This is a genomic window from Algibacter lectus (assembly GCF_900112395.1).
GTDB lineage: Bacteria > Bacteroidota > Bacteroidia > Flavobacteriales > Flavobacteriaceae > Algibacter > Algibacter lectus.
In genome coordinates, this window is the sequence record NZ_FOLN01000004.1 from 131066 (window position 1) to 146868 (window position 15803).

Below are 15803 nucleotides of genomic sequence, written 5' to 3' on the forward strand. Positions count from 1 at the left end.
GAACGCAGTGAGAAAACACTTAAAAAAGCTCGTTTTGTGTTATTTCTATTATGTGACTCCTCATTTAATTAGAAGTGAGATGGATTGCGGGAGTCACTTAATTAATCCTTAAACGTCAACGTTTCCGGATAACCCCAATCGGCACGGATTTCTATTGCTTTAAAATGGCTTACTTTTTCCGGTTGTATCTTTTTTAAATAATTACCTGTGTCGTATTTCCCGTTACCATTCGCATCATGAATTACACGTATTTTATACGTTGCTGGCACTACGTTAAAAAAGTCTACAACACCTTCAGTTTTAGCAAATTTTTCTCTTTTCACTTCGCCTTTATCATCTGTTAATTGTATAACAAGCGGGTAAGTTGCATTAATTAAAGTAAAACGTGCGTATCCAAACTCAGATTCTTTTTTAGTTTTAAAAGAATAGTTTAACGTATCATTTTTATCATCGTACAAATCGACAAATGCTTCGGGAAGTATTTGAATTTGATAACTATTGTCTGCTGTTTTTTCAAAATCGAATTGATACATATTATTAATAGTATCAAACTTAGTTGTAAAAGCCACCTTGGTAGAATCTTTATCTAAAACCGTCATTTTTTCTGCATTGAAATCAACAAAAGGTGTACTTCCGGAAATATAAAAAGATTCTGTATAACCTACTGCTCCCGAAGGCGCAGATTGTATTACTAAACTATCACGTTCTAACTTTCTTATCCTAACGGTATAATCTTTTTTGTAATCACCATTAGAAACCGTAAATAGTAAAGAATCAACCTCTAACTTTGGTTTATACCAATAGTTAAGCGTATCGGTTTTTGTATCTTTTAAAATACGATATTCAAAATCTTCAGGTACATCAGAATTTAAGGTAATCTTCATACCCTCATAATTCCCCTCATAACCAAAAGCTATTTTTTCTCCAGCAACAATCATTGGTCGTGTTGCTTTATAATCTAACTCTTCATTAAATAATTTCAATGTATAAAGCGAATCATTCGGTACCGTAATAAAGCTTTTATGAAAAGCAATTTGATCTGCTTTTTGCTGAAATTTATTATCAGAATTACCATCCTTTAAAGCCAAAAGCATGTATTTACCAGCCTTAATATTATCTACAGAAAATGTAGTAACACTATCTAATGTATTGGTAATGTATTTTGGTGTTTCTTTATACACAATAGAATCTGTAAACGTAGAATCGACCTCGTACAACATAACCGAAACAAAAGTATCTGGTTGTGGTTTTAAGGCATCTACAACACTTCCTTTTACATCTAACGAATCAATATAGTTTCCTGTAGAAAACACGTAACGATAATACGGATATGGATTTCCTTCATTATTATCCTGAATACTGTTACCAAAATTAAAAGCGTAAGTGGTATTAGGTTTTAATGTATCGTGAATTTTAATTGTAATTTCTTTACTAGCCGACCCCATTGGTGTAATTTCCGGCTGGTTTTTCATGGGTGGAGAAATAATAAGCTGCTTATTTAAGTCTTTCATTTTGACATACTCATCAAAATAAATTTTTATCTCATTGCCCTTAAAATTGGTTGTTAAGTTTGCAGGTTCTGTTTTAAGAATAACAGGTGGTGTCACGTCTTTGGGACCACCATCTGGAGTTCCTCGATTGGCACAATTAATAAAAATAAGACCAATAACCGCAGCTAAAATAAAATTTGAAAGTGTTTTATTCATTACCTATTAAAAATTTTCACAAACCTACATAATTTTAAAGATATAACGCTTAAAACCCTAAGCAATTGCCATAGTAGCAATACTTATTTTTATATTTTTTGCCTGATTTAAAATTAAAATACAAGCTTCTAAAGTCGCGCCAGTGGTAATAAGATCGTCAACTATTAAAATATGCTTATTTTCTATCTGTTCGCTATGCTCTAAGGCAAACAACTCATCACTATTAATTAAGCGTGCAATACGTCCTTTTGTAGTTTGCGATTTATTATTAGAAATTTTAACCAAAACCCGATCCAAATATGTTGCATCTAAGGCTTCCGCTATTTGTTGTCCAAATTTTTCAACTTGATTAAAACCTCTAGATCTCAGTTTCTTTTTATGCAAAGGCACCGGAATTACTACATCAACATCTCGGTAAGCTTCCAATTCTTGGAGTTCGCCACCAAGCCAATTGCCTAATACAAAACCAATATTTTGGTACCCTCTATATTTTAGGCCATGAATAAGTTGCTGTACTAAACTCTTTTTTTCGAACCTAAAAAGCGCCGTGCCATGTTCTATTTTACAGCGTCCGTAAAGTACTTTTTTAACGGCATCATTATTATCAAAATGAAAATTAGTAACCGGTAAATCGTGTCTACAATCTACACAAATAGCATCTTCATTATCGTTTAATGTGCCAAGACAAGCATAGCACACTTTCGGAAAAAATATATTTACAACAGATTTAAAAAAATTCATTTATCGGGAAACGCTCCAATTATGTATAAAAAGTACGGTTCATTTTTTATTATAACAAAGGAACGACTATACCCTTCGAATTTTATGAGAGAATCAAGACTTTGACTTTTATTTATTAAGTTAATATTTATGTATTGAACGATTTCAATCCCTGACACGAAATTATTTCTATCCACATCTGATAGCAAGGTAGGAGTAATACTAAGAGAATAATGATTTTTATTCTGTTGAATAAAAACCTCTGAAATATCTAGCAAAGGGTTATTGTTATAAATCTGTTTCACAATATCCTCTCCTTTTTCTTGTTTACAAACAGTAAACCCTCCATTAGGGAAAAAACGTTGATAAACAGAAAAATCTATTCCGTCAAAGTACTTTTTTCTTTCTGCCTCTTTTTTGACTACTTTAATATCGTTTCCTATCGAATCTTGCCATTCTTCATTTTGGTCGTCAGCTTCAGCAGATTTGTATTTTTCTCTTAATACTGCTGCGAGTGAAAAAATTGCCGCCAAAACAATAAAAACTATAGTTAATTTATCCATTTTACTCTTTTTTTTCATGATAAAAAGCACTTTTATCAAATATAACTTTTTCTTATAAATATAAATTAAATATTTAAACACTTATTTTTTAACAAACAAGCTGCTAGTTTGTTGTGGTTTTTTATTTTTGCAACATGGCAAATCAAGACGATAAATTTAAAAAGGTAATATCGCATGCAAAGGAATACGGATATGTATTTCAAAGTAGCGAAATATACGACGGTTTAAGCGCCGTTTACGACTACGCACAAAATGGTGCTGAGTTAAAGAAAAACATACGTGACTACTGGTGGAAAGCCATGGTACAAATGAACGAAAATATTGTTGGTATCGATGCCGCAATATTTATGCATCCAACAACCTGGAAGGCTTCCGGACACGTCGATGCGTTTAACGACCCATTAATTGACAATAAAGACTCGAAAAAACGTTACCGCGCCGATGTTTTAATTGAAGATTACTGTGCTAAAATTGAAGCTAAAATTGACAAAGAAGTCGCTAAAGCTGCAAAACGTTTTGGTGAAGCCTTTAATAAAGAAGAATTTTTAGCAACAAACGGACGTGTTGTTGGATACCAAGAAAAAATAAATGCTACGCTTTCGCGGATGGGGCAATCTTTAGAAAAAGAAGATTTAGCCGATGTTAAGGCTCTAATTGAAGAATTAGAAATTGCAGATCCTTTAACAGGAAGCAAAAACTGGACAGATGTTAAGCAATTTAACCTGATGTTTGGAACAAAACTCGGTGCTTCTGCCGAGTCTGCTATGGATTTATATTTACGTCCAGAAACAGCGCAAGGTATTTTTGTTAACTTTTTGAATGTTCAGAAAACGGGACGAATGAAAATTCCTTTTGGAATTGCACAAACCGGAAAAGCCTTTAGAAATGAAATTGTTGCAAGACAGTTTATTTTTAGAATGCGTGAGTTTGAACAAATGGAAATGCAATTTTTCATTAAGCCAGGCACACAAAAAGAATGGTACGAGCACTGGAAAGAAACTCGTATGAAATGGCACTTATCTTTAGGAATGGGCGCGGACAACTACCGTTTTCATGACCACGATAAATTAGCACATTATGCTGATGCTGCTGCCGATATTGAATTTAAATTCCCATTCGGGTTTAAAGAACTAGAAGGTATTCACTCTAGAACTGATTTTGATTTAAAAGCACACGAAGAATTCTCTGGAAAGAAATTACAATATTTTGATCATGAAGAAAACAAGAGCTATGTTCCTTACGTTTTAGAAACTTCTATTGGTTTAGACCGTATGTTCTTAGCTGTATTCTCTAATGCTTTACAAGAAGAAGAATTAGAAAACGGAACTACAAGAACCGTTTTAAAATTACCAAGTGTTTTAGCACCTGTAAAAGCTGCTATTTTACCATTGGTTAAAAAAGATGGCCTACCAGAAGTTGCTCGTAAAATTGTAGAAGAATTGAAATGGGATTTCAACGTGATTTACGATGAAAAAGATGCTGTAGGGCGTCGTTACAGAAGGCAAGATGCAAACGGAACACCATTTTGTATTACTGTAGATCACGATACTTTAAATGATAACACTGTTACTATTAGGCATAGAGATTCTATGGAACAAGAACGTGTTAACATTGCAGATTTACAAAAAATTATTAAACAAGAAGTTGATGTACGTACTTGGTTAATGAAGATGTAAAATATAAATTACATTTATAATACTAAAAACCCCAATCGAAACAATTCGATTGGGGTTTTTTATGTTTTTATAATTTAAGTATTAGAAACGATATCCAATTCGTAGATTAAGGTTAACGGTAGTATAACCTTCATTTTCGAGATAACCAGCACTTTTAGCAAAGTAATACGCATAACCAATACCTATTCCGGTTTCGTAATTAAAATGCTTACCTATGTTTCTCTTTATACCCCAAGTTGGAATAATTGAAACTTGATTAACAACCTCTACATTATCGTAATTAGAAATTGTAAACCAATTTGGATGATAACTTGTTTGTAATGCTAAAAAATTACCAGCATTACCAGAAATACTTCTCGATTTTGAAACTCGTTTATCTAAATTATAGTACCAACGAGGCTCTAAACGAATTACCGGAGCTAACAAATATCCCGATTTTGGATAAAAATCGCCACCCCAAAGACCTAAATCCATTCCGACTTCTGCACGAAGCGCAATTTCATTCGATAATTTAACTTCACGATGTACCCAAACACCTAAAAAACCGGTTTGAACTCCGTAAGTTGATTTTTCTACACTTGCTTTTTGAGCATACGCTGTTACTGAAAGAACTGCTAATACAAATAGAACTAAGTACTTCTTTTTCATGAAAATAGTTTTTGATTAATGACTCAGGTAGAATCAATAATCATTCCAATTGATGAATAAAGTTTTTAAATTAAATAGTAATCTGTCTATCTATTTGTTGATCTAGAGAGATAAAAGTTTCTGTACGAGAAACACCAGAAATAGTCTGAATTTCGTTATTAAGTAAATGCATTAAATGCGCATTATCTTTACACAAAATTTTAATTAACACATTCCAGTTTCCAGTGGTGTAGTGACATTCTAAAACTTCTGGCACTTTTTTTAATTGCTTTATAGCTTCTGGGTTTTGTATAGCTTTATCTAAATAAACACCTATAAAAGCTACGGTTTCGTAACCTAACATTTTTGGATTGATTACAAACTTTGATCCCGATATAATTCCAGATTTTTCTAGCTTACGTAAACGTTGATGTATGGCTGCTCCCGAAATATCTACATTTCTAGCAATTTCCAGAATTGGAATTCTGGCATCTTCCATTAAAGTTCTAAGTATTTTTTTGTCGATTCCGTCTATACTGACGTTTTTGTCTTTTGATTTCATCCCCTATCTATTTCGATTTAAAAGGTAAAAATAATAATTTCCTTGTAAAATGAAAGGGTTTTCTATGTTTTTGATTACAGTGGCCGTGTAAATAAGAATTATGCAGTAATATAGACCTAACGTTGCGGATAGTTACGTTAGGGATTGAACGGCTTGTTTTAGCTCCCTGACCTAAGGAAGGAGCGAGTAATGAAAGCCCGACTCCTACTACGCCTTAAAAGCGTAGCAGGAGTAACGCCCACATTTATGTTTTAATTATCGTTTAATAATTTTGAAAGCTCATCTAATTTTGGTGTTAAAATCACCTCAATACGACGGTTTTTCGCTTTCCCTTCTGATGTTTCGTTTGATGCAATTGGTGCAAATTCACCACGTCCTGCTGCTGTTAAGTTTTCAGCATTGATATCGGCATTTTCACGTAAAATAGTTACAATTGCTGTAGCTCGTTTTGTCGATAAATCCCAGTTGCTTGTTAAAATCCCGTTACCTTTATAAGGTACGTTATCGGTATGTCCCTCGATTAAAACTGCAATATCCGGATTGTCGCCAAGCACACTACCTAGTTGCTTTACAGCACGTGTACCTTCTGCTCCAACAGCCCAGCTTCCTGAACTAAAAAGTAGTTTGTTTTCCATAGACACATAGACTTTTCCATCGCGTTGCTCTACTGTTAAACCTTTACCTTCAAAATCGGTTAAAGCTTTAGATATCGCGTCTTTTAAAGCCGTCATAGCAGCGTCTTTGGCCGCTATTACACTTTCTAATTCTGCAACACGGTTAGATCTATTTTCTAACTCCGATTTAAGTTTTTCTAAACGAGCATTCTCTGCAGATAATGCTTGTTCCTTAGCTTCTAACTGTGCTAATAACTCACGGTTTTTTTGAGAGTTAGCAGCAATAGATGCCGAGCTATTTTTCTCTAAAGCATCGTAAGAGTTCTTTAAATTATCATAATTAGATTTAGTTGAAGTATAATCGGCTTGTAATTTGTCGCGTTGCGCTACTGCCTCATCGTAAGCCTTATGCAATTGCTTTAACTCATTTTCCGCTTCAGTCTTCTCTCTTAAAAGTATTTCGTTAGCATCTGAGATTTTACGATTTTGTTGTTTTAGTTTTGCGTATTTACTTTCCAGTTCTTTATAAACTTTTGGAGAAACACAACTGGTTAAAACGGCCAGTGTTAAAAGCGTGAGTGCGGTTTTTTTAATCATTGTAATTGAGATTATAATTTTGGTTGTTTTACTATTGTTCTATTTCTACTAAAATTGGGCAATGGTCGCTATGTACAGCTTCGGTAAGTATAACGGCTCTTTTTATGTTTTCTTGTAAGGGTTGAGAAACTAAAGCATAATCTAAACGCCAACCTTTATTATTGGCTCTAGAATTTGCTCGATAACTCCACCAACTAAAGGTTTGCGTTTCTGGGTGTAGGTAACGGAAAGAATCGGTAAAACCACTATCTATAAATTGCCCTAACCACTCGCGCTCTTCTGGTAAAAACCCAGATACACCTTTCATTTTTGGGTTATGGATATCTATTTCTTCATGACAAATATTATAATCGCCACAAATTACAAGATTCGGGATGTCCTTTTTTAAGTTGTTTATATACTCTTGAAACATATCCATGTATTCAAATTTATGGCTCAATCGCGCACTGTTTGTTCCCGATGGCAAATATAGGCTCATTACCGAAACACCATCAAAATCTGCACGAATATTTCGACCTTCGAAGTCCATTGACTCAATTCCTGTGCCAAACTCCACATGATTTGGTTCAATTTTACTTAAAATAGCAACGCCACTATAGCCTTTTTTTTGTGCACTATACCAATAGTTATAAATGTAACCTGCCTCTTCAAAAACCTCTAAATCTAACTGCTCTTTCATGGCTTTGGTTTCTTGCAAACAAATAACATCTGGGTTTGCACTTTTTAACCAACCAATAAAATCCTTTTTTAATGCGGCACGAATACCGTTTACGTTATATGATATAATTTTCATGTTCTCTTTTACCACGACAGAAATACCGCGGAATTTTGTTTAAATTATGCTATTAATTATAAAGATTTTCATCTTTACACCAATCAATTTGTTTCACAACAAATCTAATTTCAGCTAAAATAAATAATACGCTACTTTTACACTATAATTTACAGAGGAGTTTTAACGAAGCTATTAACAAAATATTTTAAAGTTTTTGTAGTTTAAGTCTATCCATGAAGTTTTTTTCGAGCATAATTTTAATTTTTATAGGTTTTTGCGGGTTTTCGCAAGAGCAAACCTCTATCTACAAAACTAAAACGGTTGCTGTAAAACAAGTTATTTTAATAGATAGCGTGAGTATTAATTCGAGTCAATTTTCTATAACAACTAAAAATGGTACACGCATAGATAGTAGTATCTACCAAGTTGACTTCCCGAAAGCTCTATTAACTTTTAAACAACCTATAGCTAGCGATTCGATAATTATTAACTACTTGAAGTTTCCTGATTTTTTAACCAAAACCTACAAACAGTTAGACGAAAATATTATTGTAAAAAACACAGATAACCTCCAAAAATTATACAAACTATCACAACCCAACACCGAAAAAAACACGATTCCTTTTGATGGTTTAACCACTTCGGGTAGTATTTCTCGTGGTGTTACTATTGGTAATAATCAAAATTCGGTTTTAAATAGTGAGCTCGATCTTCAAATTACAGGAAAGCTAAATGAAAAGGTATCACTCCGCGCCTCTATACAAGACGCTAATATACCTTTACAAGAAAGTGGGTATAGCCAACGCTTAGATGAATTTGATCAAGTTTTTATAGAACTTTTTACCAAAGATTGGAATATTAGAGCCGGAGATATCGATTTAACAAATACAGATTCTTATTTCGCGAGTTTTTCAAAACGTGTACAAGGTTTAAATTTTAATTTGAAGTTGGGAGACGATAGCCAACAAACCGATTTATTTGCCGCAGGAGCTTTAGTGCGTGGTCAATTTACAACTAGCCAATTTACAGCCCAAGAAGGCAACCAAGGTCCATATAAACTACAGGGCACTAATGGTGAATTGTTTGTACTTATAGTTTCGGGAAGTGAAACCGTTTACGTGAATGGTACAGCCGTAAAACGTGGCGAGGACCAAGATTACATTATTGATTACAACGCTGGAGAAATTATTTTTAACTCTACATTCCCTATAACTTCCGAAATGCGAATTACTGTAGACTATCAATTTAGTGATAGAAACTACTCGCGTTTTGTGGCCTATGGTGGTGGCACATTTCAAATTGAAAAATTAAAAATTGGAGTTTCTGTTTATTCTGAAAACGATTCGAAAAACCAGCCTTTGCAACAAAATCTATCTGAAGAACAAGTACAAATTTTAGCTGATGCTGGCGATGATAAATCTTTAATGGTTGCTCCATCTGAAGTACAAGAAGCTTTAAATGAAAATAGAATTCTATACAAAAAAGAACTAATTGACGGCGCTGAAGTTTTTGTGTTTTCTAATAATGAAGATGATGAACTTTACCGTGTAACCTTCTCCCGTGTTGGCGACAACCTTGGAGATTACGCCTTAAGTAGCAGCAACGCCATTAATAACATCTACGAATACGTTGGTGTTTTACAAGGTAACTACGCGCCTATTATCCAGTTAATTGCCCCAACTAAATTACAACTTGCCGTAGTTAATGGAGCTTATCATCCTTCGGAAAAAACAAATATTAATTTTGAACTTGCCGGAAGCAAAAACGATTTAAACTTGTTTTCTAAAACCGATGATAAAAATAACGATGGCTTTGCAGGAAAACTGAATATTAAACAACAACTAATTAAAACCGATAGTCTTTGGAATTTAAACGCGCTTTTCGATTCAGACTATATTAGTACTAATTTTAGAAACATTGAAGGGCTTTACAATCCCGAATTTAATAGAGATTGGAATTTAGATTTAACCAACCTTAATGGTATTGGAGGTAATTTAGGCAACCAATTATTGGTTAATTCTGGTTTTAGTTTATTTCACAAAGACAAAGGTTTTTTAAATTATCAGTTTGAACACTTAAATTTCTCCGATGGCTTTAACGGAAATCGCCATGTGACTTCGGCTAATTTAGTTTTCAACAAATTAAGTATTTCATCCAACTCTAGCTTTCTAAACGCCGATTCTAACAGCAATACTTCTACTTTTTTAAGATCTTACAATCGGGTTACCTATAGTTTAAAATCGAGTTGGATTGGCACAAAACTCGCCATAGAGGACAATAAGCAAACTGATATAGCCACACAGCAACTCACAGAATTAAGCCAACGTTATAAATCGTACGAGGCCTTTTTTGGTGTTGGTGACAGCACCCAAGTTTTTGCTGAAATAGGTTATAAAAACCGCATAAACGATAGTATTAGAAACAATACTTTAGAGAAGGTAAACACATCGAACACCTTTTATTTAGACTCCAAATTGGTCCAAAATAAAAACACCAGTTTATCGCTATTCGCAAATTACAGAACTTTAAAAAGTGAAGATCCAGACATTGACGATGAGCAATCGTTGAACTCTCGATTACAATTCAATCAAAAATTATTTAACCAACTTATTCAATGGAATACTATTTTTGAAACAAACTCGGGTACTTTACCACAACAAGATTTTACTTATATTGAAGTAGAGTCGGGCTTAGGCACATACACTTGGGTAGACTACAACAATAACGGCATCCAAGAACTCGATGAGTTCGAAATTGCACAATTTCAAGATCAGGGTAAATATGTTCGGGTATTGCTCCCGAACCAAGTTTACATTAAAACGCACCAAAATAGATTAAGTCAAACCTTAACTTTTAATCCGTCTACCTGGTCGGTTTCCGAGAAAAAATCAGAACGTTTTTGGTCGCATTTCTACAACCAAACTGCTTACTTAATTGATCGGAAAACCAAGCGTGATGGCAATAAATTCAATTTAAATCCTTTTGAAAAAAATCCTAACGATCAATTGGGTATTCAACTTAATTTTAGAAATGTTTTGTTTTTTAACCGCGGCAAACAGCACTATACAACGTCGTATACGTTTTTAGATAATACCACGCGAAGTGTTTTATCTATTGGCTATATAGAAAATAGTATTCAAAGTCATCAGCTTAATTTCAATCATAAATTATCAGGCAATTGGCTCATTAATATCCTTTCAACTTTAGAAAACAATGCGAGTGTGAGTGAGAATTATGCGAGTAGAAATTACACTTTTGATGAAACGCGCTTCAATCCTAAATTATCATATTTGTTTAACGATAATTCTAGCTTCGATATCTTTTATCAATATGAAGATAAAACAAACACTATAGGCGATTTGGAAGCTTTAGAGCAACAAAAATACGGCGCATCATTCACATTAAACAATAAAGAAAAAGGAGCCTTAAATGGCGAATTTAACTTTCTATCTAATCGCTTTGAAGGTTCGGCCGGCACACCTGTAGCCTACCAAATGCTAGAAGGCTTGCAACCAGGGAAAAACTTTACTTGGACATTGCTCGCCCAAAAAAAACTGACTAACTTTTTAGATTTGAATTTTAGTTACTTTGGAAGAAAAACAGAATCGAGCAAAACCATCCATACAGGTTCTTTTCAATTGAAAGCTTATTTTTAGAGCTGTTTAACATCATCTACTTTCTCGAAAACCGAAATAATTGTTTTTACTGCATTGATATAAAACTCCGGGTGAATATTTTCAAAATCGTCCGTAGGTTCATGGTAATCCTTATGGTCATCTACACCAAAATATAAGAATGGAATTTCCTTTTTATGGAAGTTTCCATGATCTGATGAATATGTCCAATTCTCCAAACCATCATGCCCATCATGGCCCGTAGCTATGTTTAAACCTCCTGCACCTTTAGTTGATGTTACAATGCTTTTTAAAGTTTCATTGTAAGCCGTACCAACAGCAAATAATATGTTATTATCACTGCGGCTTATCATATCCATATTAAGATTACAACGAATATTTTTTTCTGCTAAAACGTTACTTTTTACAAAAAACTTAGAGCCTTGCAAACCTAGTTCTTCACCATCAAAGGCTGCTAAAATAACAGAATACTTAGGTGGGTTTGCTTGAAAATATTCGGCAAAACTAAACAAAGCACTTAGCCCAGAAGCATTATCATCGGCGCCATTATAAATCTCTCCCATATGAATGCCTTCATGATCGTAATGTGCACTTATTACAATATACTTTTTAGGCGACTCGCTACCCTTTATCAATCCAAGAACATTTACACCTTCAAAGGTTTGTCTTTTTTTATAAAAGGAAAATTTTTGTTCGTAGTTTTTAGTAAAAGGTAAAACCTTTAAAGCATGAAATTGATTTACAATGTATTTACGTGCTTTTTCGGCACCTTTGGTTCCTGTTCGTCTCCCTTCAAAAGCATCGGACGATAAGGATTCTACATGTTTCAATAATGTAGTTTCGTTAAATAAAAGTGTAGAGCTTCCTTGAGATTGACTTGTTCCTTCAAATGAGAATATAACACAATGAAGGGTAATTAAAAATAGGTGTTTAAGCATATTGGGGGTTGATAATCTGTAATTTTTTCATCTTAAAAAAACAGACTCATTAATGGTGAAATAAATATACGTAATTTTTTACATATCAGATTTTTTCAATAAAAAAAGCATCTCTACGGAGATGCTTTTTATTAACACTTACCTACTACCGTAGGATTTACTTAACACTATATTTTTAGTAAAGATTAACCCTCACAACTTTTACATTCCTTCTTCTGCTTAAATTTTTGTGCAGCATTCATACTGTGTTGGTAGTATAAAGACTTAACACCTAATTGCCAAGCAGTGACATATATTTTATTAATCTCTTTTACAGGCATATCTGGGTGCACCATAATGTTTAAAGATTGTGCTTGATCGATATGGTTTTGTCTGTTAGCAGCCTGATAAATAATAGTCATCTGGTCGATTTCAGAATATGTTTTAAACACATCTTTTTCATGATCAGTAAGTTCATCTAAATGTTGAACTGAACCATCGTTATCGCGAATAGATCTCCAAATTTCATTAGTATTAATTCCTTTTTCTTTTAAAAGATCTAATAAAAATGGGTTCTTGATAGTTGTTTTAATTTTAGCAATATCTTTCACATAACTGTTAGACCAAATTGGCTCGATACCTTGAGAAACTTGTCCTAAAATAAATGCGGAAGATGTTGTTGGAGCTACTGCATTAAGCGTTGTATTACGTCTACCATAACCTTTTAAAACTTCTGGCTCGCCAAATAACACTGCTAATTCTTTAGATGCTTTAACAGATTTTTCTTTAATAGTTTTAAAGATTTCACTGTTTAAATCGAAAGCTTCTTGACTATCGAAACCTACCATTTTAGATTGTAATAATGAGTGCCATCCTAAGGCTCCCATACCTAAAGCTCTATTTTCTTTAGCGAACGTATAGGCTTTTTCCATAAACATGAACGTGTGCCTATCATCACGACTATCAGAGTCTCTATAAACTTCTAATTTTGTAATAAACTCTTCTAATACCGCATCTAAAAAGTATACCATAGTTTCTACAGCATCGGTATCTTTCCATTTATCGTAATGTAATAAGTTTATTGAAGATAATACACAAACAAAAGACCAACGATCGTTTGTAGGTAGCATAATTTCAGAACATAAGTTACTTGCGTAAATCTCATGGTTCTTGTCTTTATAAACATCAGGAGCGGTATTATTTGCATTATCTCTAAAGAAAATATAAGGATATCCTATTTCTCCTCTACGTTGTAATACTTTTGCCCAGATTGCTCTTTTATCAGCATCACCATCAATCATTTCTTGCATCCACTCGTTACCTACTGTAACACCATGGGTTAACTCTTGAATTGGATTTCCTTCTGTTCCTATTTCTAAAAACTCGTGAATATCTTGGTGCTCTATTGGTAAATATGGTGAAAAACGGCCACGACGCACAGAACCTTGACTTACAACGTCTACCATTTTTTCGAAAAGTTGCATGATGTGAACTGCACCAGAAGACTCTCCGTTATTTTTTACAGGTGCGCCTCTATGACGCAATTTCCCGAAATAACCTGATGTACCACCACCAAGTTTAGACATCATTCCAACTTCTGATTGTGTATATAGAATATCTCCCATATCATCAGAAATATGCGAACCAAAGCAACTAATTGGTAAGCCACGACGCTTGCCAAAGTTAGACCATACTGGTGAAGCTAAAGAGTAATACCCTTCTGCCATGTACCCGTAAAATTTATCTGCAAAACCATCGATTTTTAAAATCTCTTCGGCTCTGTCTGCTATTTCTCTAATTCTAACTTCCGGTGTTGTATCATCGGTAAGGTATCCAGAAGATAAAAACTGACGACTATTTTCGGTTAACCATTTAATTTCTGGTTGTTTTCCAATTTCTTTTCTAGCTTCTTTTCTTGCTTTCTTTAAATCATCATAATTAGATGATTTGGTGTTTTCATTTAAACTCGTGTCTGTTTGGTTCTGTGTCTGATTGTTCATTTTTTAAAATAAGTCGTCGCTAGTTATACTTTTTGTTCTTTTACTGTAGTTAATGGAGCGCTTTACAAAGAAATCGCCATGTTTAGTACCGATTATTTCATCGTCAAACCATTCGGTTTTTTGCACTAACTCTTCGTTAACTTCAAATACCTTTTCAATACCAATACTCTCTAAAGAATTGTTGAAACGGTTTTTAATAAACTCGTTAACAACATCTTTTGGCAAGAAATCTAATTCACCGTCTTCAAAAATCCAGTCTACAATATCACTTTCAGAATCGAAAGCTTCAATACATAACTTTTTAATTAAGTCTGCATGCTCATCGTCAAACCACGTTGGGTTTTCTTCTTTAATAATTTTAATAATATCGATACCAAAATCGCCGTGTATTTGCTCTTCTTTAGAAGTAGCCTCAACAACATTAGACACACCTTTAAGCATGTTTTTATGCTTATTAAATGCCATAATTATTAAAAATTGAGAAAATAATGACACGTGTTCGATAAATAGAGAGAATAGCAAAATAGATTCTGCATAATCTCTATTATTTTCACTTTTTGCGTTTTTTAAGGCGGTTTCTAAATAATGAACACGTCTCATAATTACTGGTTTCTTCTTAAGGTTTTTAAACTCATTGTTTAAACCTAAAATTTCCAATAAATGAGAATATGCATCATGATGGCGTACTTCACTTTCTGCAAACGTTGCTCCAACCGATCCAATTTCTGGTTTCGGCATTTTATTATAGATATCTCCCCAAAAACTTTTTACTGCAACTTCAATTTGAGAAATAGCCAACATTGTGTTCTTTATGGCGTTTTGCTCAATTGGAGTTAGTCTTGTTTTAAAATCTTGTATATCACTTGTGAAATTAAATTCTGAATGAATCCAGTATGAGTGACGAATAGCATCTACATAATCATTCAATGCAGGATACTCATAAGGTTTTAAATTAATTCTTTTTTCAAAAATATTTGTTTTTCTACCTCTTGCTTGTTCGTTTCTGTATAAAATGTAAGCTTTTGCTACATCGTGAAACGAACTTTCCATCAATTTATCTTCAACAAGATCCTGAACTTGCTCTACGTTTGGCAAGTAATTAATATCTTTTGATTTTCTCTCTAGTAATGTTTGTAAAACTTTTACCGCAACTGTTTCTGCATCTTGTTTAGAACCGTTTCCAACCGAAAGCATCGCCTTTTCAACAGCACTAGCAATTTTACTCAAAACAAAAGGGCTTGTTTCGTAATCTCTTTTTATAATTTGTGTAATCTCCATAGTTATCTTTTTTTAATCGCTAGACAGTCATTTAGAATAATGTTGATAATTCAAAATTCTATTATTTAATCTGTAAAATTGTGTTATATTTTTCTTTAAGAGAAATAAAAAGAGGCTTCTTTTGCATCGCTTT

Annotated in this window: 12 protein-coding genes; 2 read left to right on the forward strand and 10 right to left on the reverse strand. The window is 33.5% G+C overall.

Going from position 1 to position 15803, the window contains the following annotated elements; genetic code table 11:
- Window positions 1–101: 101 nt before the first annotated feature.
- From BM246_RS09035 to BM246_RS09045, 3 genes are read right to left on the reverse strand one after another with little or no spacing between them, the layout of a single operon-like run.
- On the reverse strand, window positions 102–1706 hold the full coding sequence (locus BM246_RS09035) for an Ig-like domain-containing protein (protein ID WP_074937334.1): 1605 nt from the start codon (window positions 1704–1706) through the stop codon (window positions 102–104).
- Between the two features lie 57 nt (window positions 1707–1763).
- Window positions 1764–2447: a ComF family protein gene (locus BM246_RS09040; RefSeq protein ID WP_074937336.1), complete on the reverse strand. Its 684-nt coding sequence runs from the start codon at window positions 2445–2447 to the stop codon at window positions 1764–1766.
- On the reverse strand, window positions 2444–3007 hold the full coding sequence (locus BM246_RS09045; RefSeq protein WP_074937338.1) for a DUF4044 domain-containing protein: 564 nt from the start codon (window positions 3005–3007) through the stop codon (window positions 2444–2446). The genes BM246_RS09040 and BM246_RS09045 overlap by 4 nt, the downstream gene beginning before the upstream one ends.
- Before the next feature lie 116 nt (window positions 3008–3123).
- Here BM246_RS09045 and BM246_RS09050 point away from each other — a divergent pair, with 116 nt between their 5' ends.
- Window positions 3124–4665 (forward strand): glycine--tRNA ligase, encoded by a 1542-nt coding sequence (locus BM246_RS09050; protein ID WP_074937340.1) that lies wholly within the window; start codon window positions 3124–3126, stop codon window positions 4663–4665.
- 81 nt (window positions 4666–4746) lie between these two features.
- Here the strand turns inward: BM246_RS09050 and BM246_RS09055 are convergent, their stop codons facing one another.
- The 4 genes from BM246_RS09055 to BM246_RS09070 form a co-directional block, all read right to left on the reverse strand.
- Window positions 4747–5313: a hypothetical protein gene (locus BM246_RS09055; protein ID WP_074937342.1), complete on the reverse strand. Its 567-nt coding sequence runs from the start codon at window positions 5311–5313 to the stop codon at window positions 4747–4749.
- Window positions 5314–5383: 70 nt separating this feature from the next.
- A complete protein-coding gene (locus BM246_RS09060; protein WP_042497692.1) occupies window positions 5384–5854 on the reverse strand; it encodes an Lrp/AsnC ligand binding domain-containing protein in 471 nt (156 codons plus the stop codon).
- Window positions 5855–6105: 251 nt separating this feature from the next.
- Window positions 6106–7065: an OmpA/MotB family protein gene (locus tag BM246_RS09065; RefSeq protein ID WP_042497695.1), complete on the reverse strand. Its 960-nt coding sequence runs from the start codon at window positions 7063–7065 to the stop codon at window positions 6106–6108.
- Between the two features lie 31 nt (window positions 7066–7096).
- Window positions 7097–7858 (reverse strand): exodeoxyribonuclease III, encoded by a 762-nt coding sequence (locus BM246_RS09070; protein ID WP_074937558.1) that lies wholly within the window; start codon window positions 7856–7858, stop codon window positions 7097–7099.
- A 215-nt stretch (window positions 7859–8073) separates the two neighbouring features.
- On the opposite strand from BM246_RS09070, the gene BM246_RS09075 reads away from it, so the two are divergent.
- Window positions 8074–11496 (forward strand): hypothetical protein, encoded by a 3423-nt coding sequence (locus BM246_RS09075; protein ID WP_074937343.1) that lies wholly within the window; start codon window positions 8074–8076, stop codon window positions 11494–11496.
- On the opposite strand, the gene BM246_RS09080 is transcribed toward BM246_RS09075, so the two are convergent.
- From BM246_RS09080 to BM246_RS09090, 3 genes are all read right to left on the reverse strand, one after another.
- A complete protein-coding gene (locus tag BM246_RS09080) occupies window positions 11493–12413 on the reverse strand; it encodes a M28 family peptidase (RefSeq protein ID WP_074937345.1) in 921 nt (306 codons plus the stop codon). The two genes, BM246_RS09075 and BM246_RS09080, sit on opposite strands and share 4 nt — an antisense overlap.
- A gap of 185 nt (window positions 12414–12598) precedes the next feature.
- The gene (locus tag BM246_RS09085; protein ID WP_042504668.1) at window positions 12599–14392 is read right to left on the reverse strand and encodes a ribonucleoside-diphosphate reductase subunit alpha; all 1794 of its coding nucleotides are present in this window, start codon (window positions 14390–14392) and stop codon (window positions 12599–12601) included.
- Between the two features lie 3 nt (window positions 14393–14395).
- Window positions 14396–15670, reverse strand: coding sequence for a ribonucleotide-diphosphate reductase subunit beta (locus BM246_RS09090; protein ID WP_042504667.1), 1275 nt, complete (start codon window positions 15668–15670; stop codon window positions 14396–14398).
- Window positions 15671–15803: the final 133 nt, after the last annotated feature.